This is a genomic window from Actinophytocola sp., assembly GCF_050699935.1.
Taxonomy (GTDB): domain Bacteria; phylum Actinomycetota; class Actinomycetes; order Mycobacteriales; family Pseudonocardiaceae; genus Actinophytocola.
Genome location: NZ_JBOHGB010000015.1, coordinates 1 through 19481, shown reverse-complemented (window position 1 = coordinate 19481; position 19481 = coordinate 1). Strand labels below are relative to the sequence as shown.

Below are 19481 nucleotides of genomic sequence, written 5' to 3'. Positions count from 1 at the left end.
TATGCCGGAGAGCCGTCTTCACGCGCCCACCGACGTGCGGGAATTCGGTTGGTCCCAGGTCAACGCTTGGTTACCGTCTTCCATTGTGACACGCCCAGATTTTGACTCGTACCTGATCTGCGCGACACCCCGCTCGGGAAGTACCTTGCTGTGCGGTCTGCTGGACTCGTCCGGGGTTGCTGGCCACCCAGCCTCCTACTTCAATCGCAAGAGTTTGAATGAGTACGCCGACGACTGGCGTATAGCCCGACCGCGTGATGGACGGATCGACGAAGCGTTCGTTCGAGCGGCGCTAACCGCCGGCAAGACGTCGAACGGTGTCTTTGGCGGGAGGATCATGGCAGAGACGCTGCCGGAACTGATAAGTGGCCTTGCCGCCGCCGCATCTATACCAACGGTGACGGATGTAGACCTATTGAGCGCCCAGTTGGGTCAACTCAGATTCGTTCACCTGCGGCGACGCGACGTCGTGGCCCAGGCGGTGTCGTGGGCAAAGTCACTGCAAACCCATTTCTGGCATCCGGGCGAAGCCGTCGCGCCCGGAGGTCAGGATCCTCATTACGACGAAGAGCTGATTGGTCGGCTTGTCGCCACGATCGAGAGATCCGAGGCGGACTGGACAGTCTGGTTCGCCTCTCACAGCACCGTGCCTTGCGAGGTGACGTATGAGGAGTTGGCGGCAGATCCGCCCCGCACTGCACAAAAGGTGCTCGACTATCTCGGTCTGAATGTTCCGCCGGATCGGCAACTGGTGGTCGGGCACCGTCGACAGGCCGATCAACTCAACGCAGACTGGATAACGAGATTCAAGTCTCGCTGAATGGACGCCTGCGGCTGGCTCATCCCCAGATCCCGCGCCAGCTCGGTCACCGGCCGCTCGCCGCCCCGCAGCAGCACCAGGATCTCCCGCCGCTGCGGCTCGGCGATCGCGTTGACGCGTCCGAGGTCGTCGCCGCTCGTGCCATGGCGGCCATCATATGCCTATATCGGAATGTGTTAACGAACCGCATCACGAGCGGGACTGTGTGACCAACGACCCGCAGCGACTGTGAGGCAGGTGGAAGACCGCAGGAAGGTCTGTCGCCCATGCTGTGCGAGCAGCCGGACGGAACGGCACACAGACACAACAGAGCAGTGTGCGGCACTCTGATTTCGCCCCACCTCGTTCGGGTGTTTCCGCTGGTCGCGCCCGTGTTGGCGGGGTGAGGATGGGTGTGGTGGATGAGCGTGCGCCGGGGCCGGCGGTGGTGTCGCTGGTATGGGCGTTGGACGAGGTGTTCATCGGGTTCACGGGCCGGCCGGTCGCGGAGGTGCACCGGCGGCTGGAGGACGCCTGCGTGGCGTGGGACTGCCGGCTGGACGAGGACGCGTTGGAAGCTTCGCTCCCCACAAAGCCTCATCTGGGTCGAACGCCACTTCAACGGCGTCACGCACATGCCCTGTCGCGGCCAGCCCAGGCCGGCGGCCCCATAAAATGCGGTATAGGGGCGAGATCAGGGCACGCCCAGACGTAGGGATCGTGCGCAAGATCGTCCTCGGACACTCTCTTACCCACGACTTTCGATGCCTCTATTTCGAGCCGCTCCCCGGGTACCGCACAACGTACCGCTTTGGTCTGTCGTGATCTATGAATTCCACGCCAGTTCGAATGCTGGCCGGACGGGCTCATTCGTCGGGGACGTGAGTTCGGGCGGGCATGGTCTGAGGGTCCAGGTGCCACACCTCAGTCTCAGCAGCCGGGCCTCGGTATCGGCTAGCTCAGCTAGCCGGGTCGTCGCCCATATCCGTGCCACAATCGCCCCCGGTGCAGGAGACGAACTGCCATCCGTTCCGCTTCGGCCGGTGGCTGTGGGGCTACCTCGGGGACTTCCTCCGAGTGAATCTCACTGGTCCTCGCGGTCGATCTCAGCCTCTACCACGAGATCGAAGGGTCGACGGACTCCGAGATTTGCCACGAGCTGTGTCGAGGTAGTTGCGCCGCTGGTCAATTGCCGCCTCGCCGCATCGACCGGTACAGCACCCACAGCATCAGCGCGACCGGCATGAGCACCACGGCGAACAGGATCCCCGCGAACATTCCGTAGCCGTGCGGGTCGAAGGACAACCCGGTGACGCTGAGCACCGCCGCGCCGACGAGCAACACGATCAATACGACGACACAGAAAAACGCACCGAGCACGAGGCGCCGCAGCGCCGTCCGCAGCGGGCTTGTACGGGTGGTACTACCTGGCGCGTCCATATTCGACTCCGCAAGTTGGGGTGTGTCGAGGTCGAGACCGGCCGGGCACCTCCATCACCCCGGGTCGGGAGTGCAGACGGTCAGGAACGACTTCTGGTTCTCTCGTTGTACGTCCGACGCGTCCATCCAGCCGGCCTGGCCGAACAGGTAGCTCCGGGACGGATGCCGGGCCGACTCTGTCAGCACCTGGTCGACGTCGACCCTGGCACCGTACGCCCTCGGGCCGTCGACGGAGAAGACGATCGAGTCGGCCTTGGTCCAGTCGTAGTCCGCCGGCAGGCGTTTCTTGACCAGGAGAGATCCAGTACTGTCCGGAGATGATCCCTGGGCGGTCCCCAGCAGGTCCATGCGCTCCAACGACACCCCCGGCCGCGGTGCGGACCACACCTGTTGCGCGCTCTTCGCGGTGCCGGAGTCGAAGATCAATGTCACGCCGGTGACGCCCCGACAGGGGGTTCCCGTCCACAATTTCAGGACGCCGTCATCGACACGGAACCCGGCCGCCGGCGGCAGCGACGGCGCATACTGCGCCTCGGTGTCGCACGCCGCGGTCGCCGACACCACGAGCAGGGCGGCGCAGGCGATGCGCGACCATCTAGCGATATCCGCCATCGGAAAGTCCCGCGTCTTCCTCGGTCTCATTGCCGCCTGTGATCTGTTCCCACGCGTAGGAGGCGAGGAATTCCGTGTAGCCCTCGCGTGCCCATTGTTGGGAGTGGCGCTCCTCGTGGTGGAGCAGCCGGTCCATGTCGAGATCGCCCCGCTGAGGGCCGCCTTCGCCGTCGTACCACGCGTGGCCCGACCCGGCCACCTCGCGAAGCTGCTGCGCGGGATCTGCCGGGTCGTCGATGTTCAGCATGAACGTGTCGCCCCAGGTGGTTCCGCCCCGCTGGCTGAACTGATCTTGGATGAGGTTCCCACCCAAGCCCATCATCATGCCGTTCGGGGTGGTCACCAGCCGTCCACCGTTGCCGTGAACGAACGCCACATCGTCGTTGTAGCTCCAGTCATTTGCCCGTTGCCGGTCGACGATTCGCTGCAGTTCCCCAGATCCGTACGGGGTCGGTCCGAAGTCGGTCGCCTCTCCTTCGGTGCCGTAGTCGGTGCCCGCGTTGAGGATGTAGGTCATCCGCACCGCCTTGGCGGCGTCGTCTCCGCTGATGTCGGTCGGCATCAAGAAGTATGACTTGGCGATCCCGTCGCCGTCCTCGTCCTCGCGGATCTCCTCCATTCCGTCGAGAACCTCGAAGTCCTCCGGCGTGATGTGGTGATCGGCGGCGATCTTCATGATCGTTTCGACCGGCACGCCTCGGCGCACGGCATTCTCGAGCCATTGCCGGTAGTGGTCGGACGCGGGCGGCCCGGTCAGCAGTCCGGCGTCTCGCAGCGACTGCTCCATCTCGACCACCTTGGCATCGACCTGGCCGGCGCCCCTGGCGTCGGCCAGGGTGGTCGCTCCGTGGTCGCTGATCTTGCCGTCCTGCGCGAGCTGCATGACCCGCGCGAGAGAGGCGTCGATGCTGTTCGCCGCGGTGAGTATCGCCTTTGTTTCCTGCTCCAGCTGCTTCTTGATCATTTCGCGGTGCCGTTGGGCGGCGGCGCGCTCCTCGGCCTCGAATCGCGACCTCGGCGCGGGGCCGTTGTCGGCGGGCTTGTTGTCCACGACCGTGCCGTCGGCGGAGATGCTGAACTCGTACTTGTCGGCGAGGGAGTCGTTGTTGGAGACCCGGGTCTTCAGGGCGGAGACGTCGTCCGACGCGTTTCGCAGGGCGCGTTCGACGGCGGACAGCTCCGCGATCAGCGTCTCGGCCTTGTTACGCGTATCGCCCAGCGAACTGCGGGCACGCTCGCCGGCGGAGCCGTGCCAGTCCGGCAACCTCCTGGCGTCGTCGAGTTCGTCCTGTAGCCCGACGAGTTTGTCCCGCCGCCCACGCAGGTTGGTGGCAGACGTATCGAGCTCGTCAGCGTCCCATTTGCGGACATCGTCGTAGCCGACAGTCATCCCCCGAAAGCCCTCTCGGCAGCATCCTCATTTTCAGAGTATGTCTTCGCCGCCGACGAGACCGTTTCCCTCCACCTGTCGATCTCGCCAGCCCACCCCGTCGCGCGCTCGTCGAACGTCGTTGCCAGGGTCGGCGCGCTCTTTGCCGCATCTCCACCGGGCAACGCCGCCGCGATCGCACCTAAGCCGCTACCCGGGTGCACCGCCCTGGCCTGATCCGCGGCCGACCCCGCCGCCCTCGACGCATCCCGCAGCTGACCAATCTCAACCTCGTACCCGTCCACAACCCATGAACCCCCACCCCTGAATCCGCCATCAGGCCGCACTCTACTGGAGTTCGGACGCCGGCATACCCAACCTGAATCAGCACGAGTGGAACCCGGATCGTCAACGTCCAGCACCCGGTGCAGCGGGACCGCCGAACAGAGCCGTGCCGACCACCCGCCCGATCCAAATCGTCAACAGCAAGATCAGTCACCACAAGCGAAAGTCTTGGACTCCACCTCACGCAACAAATGCGCGACCAGACGCGGCACCGACCGGTGTTTCGGCTCTTCCCGAGCCAACTCGCACGATGCGCGGCTGGTTCGCCCTGGAGGACCTGCCGCGGAACCACGGTAGCGAGGTGCCCGCTGTCGTGACCGGGCGTGCTGACCGGGCCGACGACCATCCGTGTCTCGTCCATTCGTACCCAAAGGCGGCCCTCGGCCCACCCGGGCGGGGGAAGTCCGCTGTTCGCCTCGACACCAGTGCCCCAGCTGGCCACGTCGAGCCTGCTGCATGGCCGGGCCATCGAATGGCTGCGTGCCCGCGACTACCTCGAGGTGCCCCTGCCGACGCGGTGGTCGCGGTCCGAAGAGTAGGGCCGCGAGGAGTTCGCGGTGACCCACAGCGAGATGTCCGGGCTTGATCTACGACTGGACGCGATGATCGCGATGCAGCTGACACGACGTGGCACGCTTTCCCGCCGCTGACCTGGCGGGACAACGAGGAGGGACTCCACGTACCCGGTGCGTTCGATCACCTTCCGGCGGGTGCCCGCCGGCGAGTCGCGCATCGCCGATGCGGAGCTGTACCTCGGCGGTGTCGAAGTCGTTCACATCCGCGCCTATGCCGACCGGGAACAGTTCGCCGAGAACCTGGAACTCGCCGGCATTCCCGACGCACACGACCGGTACCGGTACGTTCTCGGGTCCTTGGCCACCGCGCCATCCGGGATGACCGGTATCTTCATCGGCTGGGAGCAGCTGGTCGCTGATCTAGTGTCCGCCGGCTCCTCCTGTGAGCGGAAGCCCACGGCTTCGCCGCTGTCGAACATTGGCGGGCTGTAACTCGGTAGCTCATCTGCGGGTCGCGGCGCGGTTGGTATACGCAAGCGGCTCGCAGAGCGGCACTGAATCGCCGGTCGCTCCCCGGATAGCCGGGTGGAGCACCTCGCGTGCCAAAAACCGTTACCAGTCGTGGCGGGCGAACTGGCGCGGCTACAGAACTCGGAGTCGTGGGCCGGCAGGACCCGGGCTCGCGGTCCCATCGTCGAACTGCGCAAATACGACGCGCAGCACGGCACCCGATACGTTCCGACCCTGCGGGCATGGCTTGAGGCCGGTGGCGACATCGCGCAAGGCGCGGACAGGCTGGGCGTGCACCCGAACACCATCCGCGACCGGCTCCGGAAGATGACGGAGCTCACCAGGATCGATATGGCCGACACCGGGAAAAGGCAAGCGATGATCATGGCGCTCGCCATCGACGATTAGCCTCCGTCCCGATCGGTCAGCCTGGCGGCGGAGGAGCGAGCCGACCGGCGGACCGTCCGACGCCCGTTTCGATCTGGCCGGACGTGGCACCCCGTCGGTGGAAGCCGGGAGTTGGCTGAGGAGGCGCGCTGTCGCAGCGCGCCGTTCGCGCCGCGCCAGCCCGCACGTATCGCGTGACTTTCTCAGGAGAGGTGAGCGGAGATGAAACTGGCGGTCATCGGCGCCGGGAACGTGGGACAGGCGATTGCCCTGGCAAGCACGCGCGCGGGACACGACGTGGTGATCACCGCGAGAACTCAGGACACCGCGAAGACGGTCGCGGATCGCCTCCACGTCTCGTGGGCGGCGTCGAACGGCGACGGCGTGCGCGATGCGGATGCCGTCGTGATCGCGGTGCCCTACGACTCGGTGGCCGGCGTCGCCCGCGAGATCGCGGAGGGAGTTGCGGGCAAGCCGGTGATCGATGCGACGAACCCGTTGCTGCCCGATGGGTCTGGACTCGCCGTGACCGACCGGTCAGGCGCAGAGGTATTGCAGGACGCGGTTCCGGAAGCATTTGTGGTCAAGGCGTTCAACACGGTGTTCGCCGGCAACCAAGCCGAGCCCGTTGTCGACGACGCACAGTTGGACGGCTTCTATGCCGGCAGCAACGACACAGCGAAGACGATCGTGGCCGAGTTCCTGTCCTCGGTCGGCTACCGGCCGGTCGACGTGGGTGATCTCCCGGCGGCCAGGGCGTTGGAGCAGATGGCGTTTCTCAACATCTCCATGAACATACGCAACGGGTGGCCGTGGCGGTCGGGATGGAAGCTCGTAGGCCCCATCAGCTGACCTGACACCACATCGGTCGATCTGCTTCGGGTCCTTGGTCCGGAACCACCCAAAGAAGACCGAGCCCCTCCGGCTCCGTCGACCAGCGCCCAGGTGGTCTGTTAGACGCCCGATCCGGGCCGTGACGACCGGGAGGGGTCACGGCCCGGATGCGAGGTCAGCCGACCAGTGCCTGCCAGGTGATCGGGCCGGCGTTGCCGTCGACCACCAGTCGGTTGACCTTCTGGAAACTGCGTACCGCTGTGCTGGTCACCGAACCGAAGCCGCCATCCACCAGCAGGCTCGCGCTGCGCTTGTTGAGCGCGACCTGGAGCCCGCGGACGTGATGGCCACTGGCCCCCTGGTTCAACGAATAGATCAGCTTTGGCCACGTCGCCGGGCCGACCTGGCCGTCGGCGACGAGGCCGCTGGCGGACTGGAACCGCTTGACCGCGCTCACCGAGATCGAGCCGTAGTGACCGTCGACCACGAGCCCGGAGCCGCGCTGGTTCATCAGATGTTGGATGACCGACACGGTCGCACCGCGTGCGTCGGGATCGATTCTCGGCCAGCCGCCGCCGAGGTCGGCTCCGCGGGCGGACATGAAGGTGACCGGATTGACGGTCGGTCCCAGCCCGCCGGAGTGCGTCTCGAAGTGCAGGTGTGGACCGGTCACGTTGCCCGTCGCGCCCATGTCGGCGATGCGCTGACCGGCCGACACGGACTGGTTGAGCGAAACCCGGTACGTATCGAGATGACCGTAATAGGTGTAGACACCGCCACCGTGGGAGATGACGATGGCGTTGCCGGTACGGCCCCCCAGCCCGCCGCCCCACTCGCGGCGGATCACCGTCCCGGCCGCCGCCGCGTAAACGGCGGTGCCGGTGGAGTTGGTGATGTCTTGGCCGGCATGCGGGCCGCCCGGCCGCGGCGCTCCGTAGTGGCCGCCATTGGGAAAGTAGCCCAGCGCCGGATTGCACCAGGCCGCGTTCTTCAGCGTGGCCGCCGACGCGGGCGTCGCCAGAGCAGTCACCCCGATCAGGGACGCCCCGAGCCCGAGTCCGGCGAGGAGTTGACGGCGAGACACCCTCGCGTCCGGCCTGTCCTCGCCGGCCACATCGCACGATTCACACATGTCGCTCCTTCAAAGACACCGGTGACCGCAGGTCGATTCGACACGGGTCGTGGGCAGGGTTTCCGGACCTCGCGATCACTTTCGCCAGGATGTTAGTTATTTTCGACCTATCAGACTGATCTGGCAATATCGTCCTCGATAGGTGCCACAACGCTTCCGCTGAAGGTCGGCAGCCAAGCCTCCACCTGGGTCTATCGGATCTGCGACGATCTCCACGCGGTCGGCCGTCGATTGGTCGAGCAGCACCGACGTGGCCGCGGTCGAGGCCCCTGTCAGGTACGCGCAGCTTCCACGATCTTCGCGCGGACCTCGAAGATGTCGGCGCGGTGGCCGGCGATCAGGATTTGGTCGCCCGCGCGCAGCAGCTCGTCGGGTCCCGGCTTCACGAGCGTCTCCTCGCCACGCATGATGGCGACGAGCGTGGCCGAGGGATGGTCTACGAGCACCAGGTCGGCGACCGCCAGGGCCGGTGCGTCCGCTTCTACCGTCAACCAGTCGATGGCCACGGCACCGAACACGGCCGGCTCGTCATGTTCGGCCGGCCGGAAGTAGACACCCGCCAGAATCGCGCCGAGCACACGCGCCTGGGCTTCGTCGAGCTGGAGCGCGCTGCTGGCCGCGTCCGCGTCCGGTTCGAACGTGTAGAGGTGGCGTGCGCCGTTGTTCTGCACGACCACGGCGACCCGCCCGCCGCTGGCACACCCGATCTCGAACTGCTTGCCCAGCCCCGGCAGGTCGCGCCTACGCACCTCGACGTCCATGACCCGACGGTGGCACAGGCAACTCGCACGAGCAAGATCTGTGGCTGTTCCGTCGCGGCAGGCGAAGCTGCCGGTCGTCGGGCAGCATGGCGGGAGAGGTCCAGCTGGTCCGAGCGACGTGGCTGGCCTGCCTCGCGGCCCGGGAGGGATGAGTCATGGGCTACGACGAGTCCGAGCGGTACTCCCCGAGCATCGGGCAACTGCCCGTCGTCGTCGGCTACAACGGCAGGCCGCCCGCCCGGAAGGCGTTGGTATGGGCGGCCGCCGAAGCGAACCGGCGGGACGCGCCCCTGCTGGTGGTGTACGCCGCGAACTACCCGGGGATGACCCTCGGGCCCGGGCCGGGCCTCCTCGATCCATCACCTCGGGCGTTGGAGGCTGCCGAGGAGGTAACCCTCCGCGGCGTCATCGAGGCCCTGGCCGCCCAGCCCGAGCTCCGGGTCGCCGGCGCGACCAAGGTGACCAGTCCCACCCAAACGCTTCTCCAGGCAGCCGCCGACGCCGGACTGCTGGTGATCGGCACCCGGGGCCACGGTCGCGTCCTGGGACCCCTGTTGGGATCGGTGGCCTTCGCGGTCGCCGCCAGTGCTTCCTGTCCTGTGGTCGTGGTCAAGACCGACGCCAGTCCCCGACCGACCGGACCCGCACGCGGTGTCGTGGTCGGAACCGATGGCTCCCCGGGCGCCGCCGGCTCGGTGCGGTTCGCCGCCGACCACGCCGCCGCGACTTCAAGCCCGCTGCAGATCCTCACCTGCACCGGCGAGCGGGCGCCCGCCGGGATCAGCCCGGACCGGCTACGCGGCGCCGCACAGCAGATCGCTGACACGGCTCGTCGGGTGGTCCACCGGACGCACCCACAGCTGAGCGTCACCACCGTGGTCGAGCACGGGCCGGCCGAACGGGCCCTCGTCGAAGCCTCGGCAGCCGCCGAACTGGTCGCGGTCGGCACCCGCGGGCGCGGAGCCTTTGGCGGGATGCTGCTCGGCTCGGTCAGCCATGCGGTGATCCACGGTGCCCGCTGCCCCGTCGCGGTCATCGGAGCGGACCAGCCCTCCCAGGACACGGAAACCGACGTCCGCGACGCAGCCGCCCACCACCCGCGCACCGCGCCCGACATCGTCGAAATCTGGGGTCACGGATCATTCCCGGCCAGCGATCCACCGGCCAACTGGTAGCGAGTCGAGGGAACGCGCACCCGCGGCGTGGGACCTCCGCACGACGCCCGACCGCTCCGGCGCAGTTGCGTGCGACAGCGCGCTGTGGTGCCCTGGCGAAACAGTTCGTACCGGAGAAGGCGGACAGCGAGCGGATGTGCCTCAGGTCGTCTGGTGGCTCACGATCGCCGGGATCGCAGGTCTGCTGCTGTTCGACTTCGCGGCGCACGTGCGCAAGGCACATGTGCCGAGCCTTCGCGAGGCGGCGCTCTGGTCGACCGTCTACGTGGGGATCGCGATCGTCTTCGGTGTCGGCGTGTTCGTCTTCGGCGGCTCGACGATGGGAACGGAGTACTTCGCCGGGTATGTGACGGAGAAGGCGTTGTCGGTGGACAACCTGTTCGTCTTCCTCATCATCATGTCCAGCTTCAAGGTGCCCCGCGCCGACCAGCAGAAGGTACTGCTGTTCGGGATCGTCTTCTCCCTGATCGCCCGTACCGGCTTCATCCTGCTGGGCGCGGCCCTCATCAACCTGTTCGCCTGGGTCTTCTACATCTTCGGCGTGATCTTGCTGGTCACCGCCGGCAACCTTCTCAAGCCCGAAGGCGAGGACAGCCACGAGGCGGACAACATCGTGGTTCGGCTTGCCAGAAAGCTCTTCCACACCACCGACACCTACGACAGTGACAGGCTGTTCACCATCGAGAACGGCCGGCGGGCCATGACGCCGATGCTGCTGGTCATGGTCGCCATCGGCGGCACGGACATCTTGTTCGCGCTGGACTCCATCCCGGCCATCTTCGGGCTCACGCAGAACGTCTACCTCGTGTTCACCGCCACGGCGTTCTCGCTGTTGGGACTGCGTCAGTTGTACTTCCTCATCGACGGGCTGCTGAACCGGCTCATCTACCTGGCCTACGGGCTGGCCGTGATCCTCGGGTTCATCGGCGTGAAGCTCATCCTGCACGCGCTGCACGAGAACAACGTGCCGTTCATCAACAACGGGCAGCCGGTCGAGGTGGTGGAGATCAGCACCGAACTGTCCCTGAGTGTGATCATCGGCGTCCTGCTCGTCACCGTCGTCGCGTCCATGACCAGCGCCTGGGGTAGGGCACAGAACGTGATCGCCTCCGCCCGCCGTCATGCGATCGAGTACGTGGACGTCGAGACCGACCCAGATCGACGCGCAGCGATCTTCGCCGCGCTGCTCGCCGAGGAAGCAACACTCAAGCAGCTCCCGGAGAGGTACCGAGCCCGAATCCGGGAAGAGGAGAAGCTGATGGCCCTGCTCGAGCGGGCCCACGCGGAACACACCCGGACCACAACGAGCGTCGCCAATCCCGCCGAACGGTGAGACCGATTCTCAAGGGGCGTCGCTCTCGCAACGGGCGACGTTTCGGGCTTTCCCCCTGACGCGACTGCTTGACGCGAGGCGGAGATCATCGCCGGCATGAACGCACCAGGAGCATCGGACCGCGGGTGGCCGAGCGGCTCGAGCGCTCCGGCCTTCGAACGCGTGCGGGGATCGGCGGACCGACGTGGTCGGGGTGTTGGAGAACGGTGACGGGCCGGTGGTGTTGCTGCGGGCGGACATGGACGCACTGCCGGTGCGCGAGGCGACCGGCCTGGCCTACGCGAGCACGGCCACGGGCTCGGCCACGGGCGAAAGCCGGGGCCGAGGTGCCGGTGGCACACGCCTGCGGTCACGACGTGCATGTCGTCTGCCTGTTGAGAGCCGCGCACCTGTTCGCCTCGGCGCCTGATCGGTGGGCCGGAACGCTGGTGGCGTTGTTCCAGCCGGCGAGGAGACCGGGGACGGCGCCCACGGGATGCTCGACGACGGCCTGGCTCGGATCACCCCGGCCCCGGAGGTGGCGCTGGCCCAGCACGTGCTGCGGACCCGGCCGGATGGCTCGGCACCCGCGCCGGTCCGGTGCTCTCCGCGGCCGACAGCATGCGGATAACCGTGCACGGTCGGGGTGGCCACGGGTCGACGCCCCAGGCAACGGTCGACCCGGTGGTACTCCGCAGCGATGATCATGATCCGGTTGCAGAGACGATCGTGTCCCGCGGAGTGCCAGGCTTCGGGCTGCTCGAAGGACCCGGAGTTCGAGCTGTTCGACCATTCCCGTCGACCGCCAACGACCCCGCGACCACCGGCCGGGTCGCCGCCGCGTTCGACGAGTTCGTCGGCGGGCGGGCCGGGCCGCTGGACCAGCAGAGCGCCAGCGAGAACTTCAGTGACATCCCCACCGCGCTCGGCATCCCCGCCACCTACTGGGGTTCTCGGCGGCATCGAACCGAACGCCTACCGCCAGGCGGAGCAGGCCGGCCGGCTGTCCCAGGACATCCCGGTCAACCAACCGACCCTGGACACCGGCACCCAGGCGTTGGTCGTGGCGGCGCTGGCCTGGCTGGCCCGCTGACTCACTGCTCGTCCGGCACGCCGCGATCGCCGGGTGGACGCGGCGCGTTGAGCCTGAGGACGACGCCGAGCATCCGGATGGCGAAGCAGATCGCGACCGCGCCCAGCGCGGCCGGCAGGCAATAGATCCCCGCATGGATGGCGGCGACCGTGAGCGCGGCGGCGATCAGGGCCGGGATCGCGTACAGGTCGCTGTGCAGCACCGTCGGGACCTGCCGCACGAGGGTGTCCCGGATCGTGCCCCCGCCCACCCCGGTGATGACACCCAGAATGATGGCCGGCCCCACGCCGAGCCCGAAAGCCACGGCCTTGCTGGCGCCGATCACCGCGAACACGCTCAACCCGACCGCGTCCAGGACGTTGATCGGCATCTCCAGCCGGTTCAGCCACTGGCTGAGTGCGAACGCCGCCAGTCCGCCCCGACGGCCAACGCCAGATAGCGCCAGTCGCGGAAGGTGGCCGGCGGCACGTCGCCGACCAGGACGTCGCGGATGATGCCCCCACCCAGCGCGGTGATCACCCCGAGCGTGACCACGCCGACGATGTCGAGCCGGGCGGCCCGCACCGCGGTCAAGGCGCCGTTGAGCCCGAACGCGAAGGTGCCGATCAGATCCAGCGCCAGCAACAGCGGCGGCTCGGTCGTCATGTCCATCGTCTAGCCTCAGATATCGCCTCAGCCGCGACATCTGTCCGCCGACGATGTCGATCGTCGGCTCTCATGCTTCGCCCTTGCCATCCGACCCGCTGTCGGACTCGCCGTCGGACTCGTCCACGTCCCGGCTGTCGCGGCGGTGGGCCACGCGGGCGATCGCATGGCTGGACACCGGCGAGGTGAGCGCGACGAACGCGATCGCGAGCACGGCGAAGGTGATGATCGCCGCGTCCTCGGTCGCGACCGAGGACGCCAGGATCGCGATCACTCCGGGCCCGGTGGCCAGGCCCTGGGCATGCAACTGGCCGTAGGTGTCGGGCTGCCGCAGGACGCCGATGATGCTGATCGTGAGCAGCGCCAGGCCCAGCAGGAGCAGCGCACCTCCGACCGCGTCGAGCAGGATCGAGATCATTCGAACTCCCCTAGTCGACGTACCGGGCCGCGGCCACGGTGGCGACGAAGGACAGCAGAGCAAGCGCCACGGCGGCGTCGAGGTAGTACGCCTGCCCCCGCAGGTAGCTCAGCAGCGCCAGCAGCGAGATGACGATCACCGCCAGGAGGTCGAGCGCGACGACCCGCTGGAGCACGTCACGGGCGCGGACGAGCGCCAGACCACCGGCCACCAGCAGGAGTGTCACCCAAAACAGGGCGGGGATGACGACGAAGGCGGGCACGGCGGTCAGGGAAAGACCCGGCGCTGGCGCCGCTGGTAGGAGTCGTGCTGCGCGGCGACCACGGCCGCGGGATCTCGCGCGTCGAGCACGTGCAGCAGCATCCGGCCCCGCTTCTCGTCGACCTCGACGACGACGGTGTCCGGCACGAACCCGACCCGCACCCCCCAGGCCGCGGCCGACGCCTGGCCGGTGCGGGGTATCGGGACCTCGACGAGCCCGCCGTCGGCCAGGCCTCGGCCGAGGAGGGCGACGGCGGTCTGCCAGGTGCCTCTCGCCAGGTCCACCAGGGTCCCGCCGACGAGCGCCGGCACGCCCGCCAGCCGGCGGCCCAGCGGGGCGAGCGGAGCCGGTTTCGGCGAGGAGACCCGCGAGGCGATGGCGACTACCAGCGTCGACAGCACGAGCCCGGTCAGGATGTCCCCGGGGTGCAGGCTCGTCAACACGAGCAGGTAGACGGCGGTGAGCGTGATGACGCGGAGCAGCGGGCCGATCATTCCAACCTCCGGTGCCGTTCGGACTGTCATCAGGGAACCCCATCCAGCAGGGCGCCCGCCGCCTGGCTGCTGAGCGTGAGCAGCGGCTCGGGCCACAAGCCGGTGACCAGCACCAGCAGCGCCAGCGCCGCCGTGACCAGTCGCTGCGGCAGCGAGGTCGCCGCGGCGGCCGCCAGCGGGTCCGTGCGCCAGAAGCGGCGCTGGTAGACCTGGAACATGTAGACGAGCGACAGCGCACTGCCGACGAGGAGCAGCACGATGAGGGTGGCGCTGCCGGCCACGATGCCGGTGCGGAACAGTTCCAGCTTGCCGACGAACCCCGCCACCGGCGGCACGCCCGCCACGCTGAGCGCCCCGATCGCGAACGCGCCCGCGACCAGCGCGCCCCGTACGCCCGAGGCGAGAAACAGCAGCGCCTTGTTCAGCGAGTTGATCACGCTGTACAGCACCGCTGCCGTCAGGCTGACCGGGCCGCCCACACCCACCGCGACCAGCACGTACCCGACCTGCCCGATCGCGGAGTAGGCCAGCATCTCGGCGGTGTCACCACGGGCCACCGCGAGCACGCCGCCGTAGATGATCGACGCGGCGCCGAGGACGACGAGCGCGACTCCCGCGAGCCGCAGCTGGTCGGGGAACAGGCCGGCGCCGAAGCGCAGCAGGCCGTAGGCACCGATGTTCGCGACGGCCCCGCTGAGGATCGCCGCGACGGCCGGCCGGGCGCCCGCGTAGACGGTGGGCAGCCAGAAGTGGAAGGGGAACAGCCCGAGCTTGACGCTGAACGCGATGAAGAACCCCGCGGCGATCAGGATCGCCGCGTTGGGGTTGACGGCGGGCATGCGCTCGGCCACCTGATCCATCGCGAGCGCCCCGGTCACCCGGTAGGTGCCGGCCACCGACAGCAGGAAGATGAACGAGCCCAGCAGGTTGACCGCGGTGAACACCAGCGCCGCCCGCAGCTGGCGCCGCTTGCCCCCGTAGGCGCTGAGCACGTACGAGGCGGTCATGGCCAGCTCGAAGAAGACATAGAAGGAGAACACGTCGGCCGTGACGAACAGGCCGGTCAGCCCGGCGGCGAGCAGGACGACCAGGCCGGGGAAGGTCCGCGACCGCACCCCGCCGATCGCCTCGTGGGCGGTGGCGGCGAGCAGGACGAGGACCGACAGCAACGCGAAGGCGACGCCCAGCGCGTCGGCCTTCAGCACGATGCCCACGTCGGCGGGCCAGCCGCCGGTGACGACCTGCCGGCTGCCCCCGGTGAACACGTCGGCGGCGAGCACGCACAGCAGGACGAGGCTCGCCGCGAGCGACGCGACGGCGAGCCAGGCGAGCGCCCGCCGGCGGCCGTCGAACGCCACGAGCACGGCGCCCGACGCCCACGGCACGAGCAGAATTGTCGACAGCAGCATCAGCGGGCCCGCTCGCTGTCGGCCTGGCGCTCGTCGTCCGGGCTGGTCTCGACCTCCTCGCGATCGGCCTGCCGCGCCCGCTCCAGCGCGGCCTCGTGCTCGGCCTCCGTCGCGGCCAGCTCGTCCTGCTCGGCGGTACGGAAGACCACGATGGCCCGGTGCACGAGGGCGAGCAGCAGCGCGACCGTGGCCAGCCCGATGACCAGCGCGGTCAACGCCAGCGCCTGCGGCAGCGGGTCGCTCACCGTGTCGCCCGGCGCCACCGCGATCGCCGCCTGCCCGCGGCTCAGGCTCGAGGCGATGATCGTGACGACGGCGGACTGCGAGATCAACATGATGCCCGCGACCATCCGGATCAGGTCCCGCTTGAGCAACAGGAATGCGCCGGAGCCGAACAGGACGGCCGCGGCGAGGGAGAAGGCGAGGATCATCGCCGGCCCTCCCCCAGCGGCCGGCCGAGCTGGTGCAACAACATCGTCAGCACGCCGACGACGAGCAGGAAGATGCCGATGTCGAACAGCAGCGGCGTGAACAGCTCCAGCATGCCGATCTTGACGACGTGCTCGTCCGGGGTGGGCCGATGGGTCACCGGCGGCTCGCCGAACGCGAGTGGGAAGAACCCGCTCGCGAGCGCGAGAAGCAGGCCGCCGATCGCGAGTGTCGGGGCGTAGCGCAGCATCGGCAGCCCCTGCTCCGCGCCCTCGGCGCCGAACGCCACGTAGATCAGCGCGACCGCCAGCGCGACGACCACCCCGGCGGCGAACCCGTCGCCCACCTCGGCGTACCCCTTGACGATCAGTGCGGCCGCGACCATCAGGCTGGGGCGGGGCAGCAGCCGGGCCACGGCCCGGACAACCGAGTCCGGGACGCCGACATCATCGGGCCTCACCACAACCTCCCGCGCCGCATCAGGGTCGCCACACCGATCACCGCGGCCAGCAGCACCGTGATCTCGACCAGGGTGTCCAGGCCGCGGAAGTCAGCGACGATCACCGTGACGACGTCGCCGCCGTGCGCGGCCGGGGTGAGCCGGATGTGCTCGGCGGAGACGCTGTCAGTTGCGGGTTGGGAGAGGAACCCCCACACCGAGACGAACACGGCGAGCCCGGCGACCCCGCCGGCGAGCGGGTCGCGCCAGCGCCTGCTGCGATGGGCGGGCACGACGACGTCGTGCTCGGCGTGTTCGTGCGGCATCCGGGTCAGGGCCGCGACGAAGACCAGGGTGAGCATGGTCTCGACCACGACGGCCACGAGCGCGACGTCGGGGGCGCCGACCAGTGCGTACAGCGCGGCGAGCGCGAAGCCGACAACGGACAGGGCGAGCGCCACGACCAGCCGGGCCCGCGCCCTGGCGGTCACGAAGGTCGCGACGACGACCAATGCCAGCAGCGGCAGGATCAGCCAGTCGGCCCCGGAGACCACGCCGACGACGTACGCGCCGGCCGTCGGGGTGGCGGCGAACGCGAGGCCGACCAACAGCCCGGCCGGGACCAGTACCGCGGCGATGCTGGTTCGCAGGTCCCGTACCTCCCGGTCGTGCAGTACGGCCGAGAGACGGTTCAGCGCGTGCAGCGCGGCCTCGTAGACCCGCTGCGGCCCCAACCGCTCCCCCACCGCGGCCACGGCCCGCGACACCCGGTCCGCCACCCGCGGCAGGAACAACAGCAGCGCGCCCAGCCCCCACGCGGCGACGGTCATCAAGTTCTCCGGTCGAGCGTCGAGGTGGTAGGCCGGGGAGATCGTGACCGGTCCGCCGGCCGAGACACCGGCCGAGTCCCCGGCCAGCCGCGCGAACGGTTCGACGACCAGGCCGCCGAACACCGCGACCACGGCCAGGATCACCACCGGGGCGACGAGCACCGCGGATGTCGCGCCCACCTGCCCGCGCACGGGCCCGAGGAAGAGCCCCAGCCAGAAGCGTCCGATGTAGGCGAACGTCAAGACCGCCGCGAGGACGGCGAGCGCCGCGGTCAGCGGCCCGTGTCCCAGCGCCGCGGCGAAGAACAGCTCGTCCTTGAAGAACCCGACCGTCAGCGGCAGCGCGGCCAGCGATGCCGCCGCCGCCCCGGCCGCCACCGCGAGTACCGGCATCCGGCGGCCGAGCCCACCCAGCCGGGACAACCGGTCCTCGCCGGTGGCCATGGTCACCGCCCCCGCGGTCATGAACAGTGCGCTCTTGGCCGTCGCGTGCGCCAGCACGTAGAACGCCGCCGCACCGTTGCCGGCGGCTCCCCCTATCCCGTACATCATGACCACGTAGCCGTACTGCGAGATCGTGGAGTAGGCGAGCACATGCTTGAGCACGTCCCGCCGCAGCGCCAGCACGCCGCCCACCACCACCGACGCCGCCCCCGCGACCACCATCCCGGTGAGCACCGCCTCGCTGCGGGCCAGCAGCGGGTGCACCCGCCCGATCACCAGCGCGCCCGCCGCGACCATCGCCGCCGAGTGCAGGTAGGCCGACACCGGGGTCGGCGCCGCCATCGCCCGCGGCAGCCAGAAATGCAGCGGGACCTGCGCACTCTTGGCCAACGCGGCCACCGCCAGCAACGCGGCCGCGAGGGTGGTGGTCGTCGAGGGACCGGCCCGCACCAGCAGCTCGGGTATCGAGAACGTCCCGTGCTCCGCGTAGAGCAGCACGGCGGCGACGAGCATCGCCACCGCGGCGACCACCGTGACCAGCAACGCCATCAATGCCGCGGTCCGCGCTTCCCGCTCGGCCCTGTCGAAGCCGATGAGGAAGTACGAGCACACCGCGGTCAGGTCGAAGAACACGAAGACCAGGACCAGGTCCTGTGCGGTGGCGAGCCCCACCATCGCCACCGCGAACAGCACCATCCACGGCCAGAACCGCCACCGCTCCACCGCCGGGCGGCGCTGATGTTCCAGATGCAAGGTCAAGTAGTGGGTGCCGTAGGCGAAGACGAGGGCACCGATACCGGTGGCCAGCAACCCGTAGAGCACACCGAGGCCGTCGAGCGCGAAACTCAGCCGCAGATCCAAGGTCGGCGCCCACGGCAACGAGAACGCGCCACCGCCCGCCAGCCAGCCGACCAGGCACAGCACGAACCCCACGGCCGCCGCCGCGCACGCCAGCCATCCCTGCCAGTCAACCGCCGGCCTCGGGCGTCGTTCACCCTCGCCGCACGCTGTCGCACCGCCGCGAATGACGACCACGGGCAACTCCTCCAGCAGGCTTCCTGGTCGCCATGGCCAGCTTCAAGGCGCCCGCGCCGATCACAAAAACGCATGCCAGACGACGCCGCGCTGATCATCTTCGCTTCGGCATCTTACCTGCTCAGCCTTATTCTGCTCATCGTCGGCGACGTGATCAGGCCTGCGGACTCGGAGAGCCGTTCCGCGACAACACACCGGTCTTCGGGATCACGCCGGCGGAGTCGGCCGATCCAGATGGTCAACGTGCGCACGGTGATCTTCGTGTGCCGGGCGATGTGCGCGCGAAGGACACCGCCGCGGTCGAGCCCGCCACTCAACTCCACCGCGATCCGCCGCAGCTCCTCGGCAGCCTGGCGATGGAACTCGACCACGGCACCGTACTCGCAGATCCGCCGAAAGGGATTGTCCGGCTGGCGCCGCGCCGCTCGGCCAGCTCACGGTCGAACCCGGACCCATCAGTCGACCGTCTGTCTTGCGAGACCGTGACCATCGCCCGTGCGGCGCCGGTGCCGAACCTGGTCCAGTCGGATATCTCGTCCCAATCCGCACCGCCCGCCGAAGCAAGACCTGGGCCAGCGAACATGGATATTTCCGGAGCAATACCGGCGGCGTTAGTACTCGATCTGCTGGGTGGCGCCAGGGCGACACGATTGACGTCCATACTTGCTGTCTCGTAACCCGGTGCGGGTCTGGAGGTGCCGGTAGTTGATCATGGTGTGGTGCAGGTGATCTCGGCGTCGCGGTCGGGGTGGATTGCCCCGTTTACGGGATTGGAGCCGGGCCAGTTTCGGA

The 19481-nt window shown here is 68.6% G+C and carries 23 protein-coding genes and 1 pseudogene; 8 read left to right on the top strand and 16 right to left on the bottom strand.

What is annotated here, in order from left to right:
* Position 1: 1 nt before the first annotated feature.
* A complete protein-coding gene (locus tag ACRDTB_RS08245; protein WP_431429412.1) occupies positions 2-820 on the top strand; it encodes a Stf0 family sulfotransferase in 819 nt (272 codons plus the stop codon).
* Here the strand turns inward: ACRDTB_RS08245 and ACRDTB_RS08240 are convergent.
* The 5 genes and pseudogenes from ACRDTB_RS08240 to ACRDTB_RS08220 form a co-directional block, all read right to left on the bottom strand.
* Positions 799-965: pseudogene (locus ACRDTB_RS08240) on the bottom strand (ArsR family transcriptional regulator); the annotation flags it as partial. The gene ACRDTB_RS08245 and the pseudogene ACRDTB_RS08240 sit on opposite strands and share 22 nt — an antisense overlap.
* 1019 nt (positions 966-1984) lie before the next feature.
* Entirely contained in the window at positions 1985-2239 is a 255-nt protein-coding gene (locus tag ACRDTB_RS08235) for a hypothetical protein (protein WP_431429411.1), read from the bottom strand.
* A 54-nt stretch (positions 2240-2293) separates the two neighbouring features.
* Positions 2294-2851 (bottom strand): hypothetical protein, encoded by a 558-nt coding sequence (locus ACRDTB_RS08230; protein WP_431429410.1) that lies wholly within the window; start codon positions 2849-2851, stop codon positions 2294-2296.
* The gene (locus ACRDTB_RS08225; protein WP_431429409.1) at positions 2835-4241 is read right to left on the bottom strand and encodes a hypothetical protein; all 1407 of its coding nucleotides are present in this window, start codon (positions 4239-4241) and stop codon (positions 2835-2837) included. The genes ACRDTB_RS08230 and ACRDTB_RS08225 overlap by 17 nt, the downstream gene beginning before the upstream one ends.
* On the bottom strand, positions 4238-4525 hold the full coding sequence (locus ACRDTB_RS08220) for a hypothetical protein (protein ID WP_431429408.1): 288 nt from the start codon (positions 4523-4525) through the stop codon (positions 4238-4240). The genes ACRDTB_RS08225 and ACRDTB_RS08220 overlap by 4 nt, the downstream gene beginning before the upstream one ends.
* Before the next feature lie 750 nt (positions 4526-5275).
* Between ACRDTB_RS08220 and ACRDTB_RS08215 the strand changes: the two genes are divergently transcribed.
* From ACRDTB_RS08215 to ACRDTB_RS08205, 3 genes are all read left to right on the top strand, one after another.
* Positions 5276-5572, top strand: coding sequence for a hypothetical protein (locus tag ACRDTB_RS08215; RefSeq protein WP_431429407.1), 297 nt, complete (start codon positions 5276-5278; stop codon positions 5570-5572).
* Between the two features lie 129 nt (positions 5573-5701).
* Complete coding sequence (locus ACRDTB_RS08210; protein WP_431429406.1) at positions 5702-5998, top strand: helix-turn-helix domain-containing protein; 297 nt, start codon at positions 5702-5704, stop codon at positions 5996-5998.
* A gap of 201 nt (positions 5999-6199) precedes the next feature.
* Positions 6200-6829, top strand: a complete 630-nt coding sequence (locus ACRDTB_RS08205) for an NADPH-dependent F420 reductase (RefSeq protein WP_431429405.1) — start codon at positions 6200-6202, stop codon at positions 6827-6829.
* A gap of 157 nt (positions 6830-6986) precedes the next feature.
* On the opposite strand, the gene ACRDTB_RS08200 is transcribed toward ACRDTB_RS08205, so the two are convergent.
* Both ACRDTB_RS08200 and ACRDTB_RS08195 read right to left on the bottom strand, forming a co-directional pair.
* Entirely contained in the window at positions 6987-7841 is an 855-nt protein-coding gene (locus ACRDTB_RS08200; RefSeq protein WP_431429404.1) for a peptidoglycan DD-metalloendopeptidase family protein, read from the bottom strand.
* A 374-nt stretch (positions 7842-8215) separates the two neighbouring features.
* Positions 8216-8704, bottom strand: a complete 489-nt coding sequence (locus ACRDTB_RS08195) for a cation:proton antiporter regulatory subunit (RefSeq protein WP_431429403.1) — start codon at positions 8702-8704, stop codon at positions 8216-8218.
* A 155-nt stretch (positions 8705-8859) separates the two neighbouring features.
* Between ACRDTB_RS08195 and ACRDTB_RS08190 the strand changes: the two genes are divergently transcribed.
* The 3 genes from ACRDTB_RS08190 (at position 8860) to ACRDTB_RS08180 (ending at position 12284) form a co-directional block, all read left to right on the top strand.
* The gene (locus ACRDTB_RS08190) at positions 8860-9879 is read left to right on the top strand and encodes a universal stress protein (protein WP_431429402.1); all 1020 of its coding nucleotides are present in this window, start codon (positions 8860-8862) and stop codon (positions 9877-9879) included.
* A 136-nt stretch (positions 9880-10015) separates the two neighbouring features.
* Positions 10016-11212: a TerC family protein gene (locus ACRDTB_RS08185; protein ID WP_431429401.1), complete on the top strand. Its 1197-nt coding sequence runs from the start codon at positions 10016-10018 to the stop codon at positions 11210-11212.
* 886 nt (positions 11213-12098) lie between these two features.
* On the top strand, positions 12099-12284 hold the full coding sequence (locus ACRDTB_RS08180; protein ID WP_431429400.1) for a hypothetical protein: 186 nt from the start codon (positions 12099-12101) through the stop codon (positions 12282-12284).
* 1 nt (position 12285) lies between these two features.
* On the opposite strand, the gene ACRDTB_RS08175 is transcribed toward ACRDTB_RS08180, so the two are convergent.
* The 9 genes from ACRDTB_RS08175 to mbhE all read right to left on the bottom strand — a co-directional run bounded on the left by ACRDTB_RS08175 (position 12286) and on the right by mbhE (position 18689).
* Positions 12286-12654, bottom strand: coding sequence for a trimeric intracellular cation channel family protein (locus ACRDTB_RS08175; RefSeq protein WP_431429399.1), 369 nt, complete (start codon positions 12652-12654; stop codon positions 12286-12288).
* A gap of 11 nt (positions 12655-12665) precedes the next feature.
* Positions 12666-12935 (bottom strand): trimeric intracellular cation channel family protein, encoded by a 270-nt coding sequence (locus ACRDTB_RS08170; protein WP_431429398.1) that lies wholly within the window; start codon positions 12933-12935, stop codon positions 12666-12668.
* A 64-nt stretch (positions 12936-12999) separates the two neighbouring features.
* Complete coding sequence (locus ACRDTB_RS08165; protein WP_431429397.1) at positions 13000-13347, bottom strand: cation:proton antiporter; 348 nt, start codon at positions 13345-13347, stop codon at positions 13000-13002.
* 10 nt (positions 13348-13357) lie between these two features.
* Entirely contained in the window at positions 13358-13573 is a 216-nt protein-coding gene (locus tag ACRDTB_RS08160) for a monovalent cation/H+ antiporter complex subunit F (protein ID WP_431429396.1), read from the bottom strand.
* A 41-nt stretch (positions 13574-13614) separates the two neighbouring features.
* Positions 13615-14133, bottom strand: a complete 519-nt coding sequence (locus ACRDTB_RS08155) for a Na+/H+ antiporter subunit E (RefSeq protein WP_431429395.1) — start codon at positions 14131-14133, stop codon at positions 13615-13617.
* Positions 14133-15512: a complex I subunit 5 family protein gene (locus ACRDTB_RS08150; protein ID WP_431429394.1), complete on the bottom strand. Its 1380-nt coding sequence runs from the start codon at positions 15510-15512 to the stop codon at positions 14133-14135. Before ACRDTB_RS08150 ends, ACRDTB_RS08155 begins: the two co-directional genes overlap by 1 nt.
* Positions 15512-15943, bottom strand: a complete 432-nt coding sequence (locus ACRDTB_RS08145; RefSeq protein WP_431429393.1) for a sodium:proton antiporter — start codon at positions 15941-15943, stop codon at positions 15512-15514. The genes ACRDTB_RS08150 and ACRDTB_RS08145 overlap by 1 nt, the downstream gene beginning before the upstream one ends.
* Positions 15940-16401, bottom strand: a complete 462-nt coding sequence (locus ACRDTB_RS08140) for an MnhB domain-containing protein (RefSeq protein ID WP_431429392.1) — start codon at positions 16399-16401, stop codon at positions 15940-15942. The genes ACRDTB_RS08145 and ACRDTB_RS08140 overlap by 4 nt, the downstream gene beginning before the upstream one ends.
* Entirely contained in the window at positions 16398-18689 is a 2292-nt protein-coding gene (mbhE, locus tag ACRDTB_RS08135; protein ID WP_431429391.1) for a hydrogen gas-evolving membrane-bound hydrogenase subunit E, read from the bottom strand. Before mbhE ends, ACRDTB_RS08140 begins: the two co-directional genes overlap by 4 nt.
* A 32-nt stretch (positions 18690-18721) precedes the next feature.
* On the opposite strand from mbhE, the gene ACRDTB_RS08130 reads away from it, so the two are divergent.
* The gene (locus ACRDTB_RS08130; RefSeq protein ID WP_431429389.1) at positions 18722-19366 is read left to right on the top strand and encodes a hypothetical protein; all 645 of its coding nucleotides are present in this window, start codon (positions 18722-18724) and stop codon (positions 19364-19366) included.
* The last annotated feature ends 115 nt before the right edge of the window (positions 19367-19481 follow it).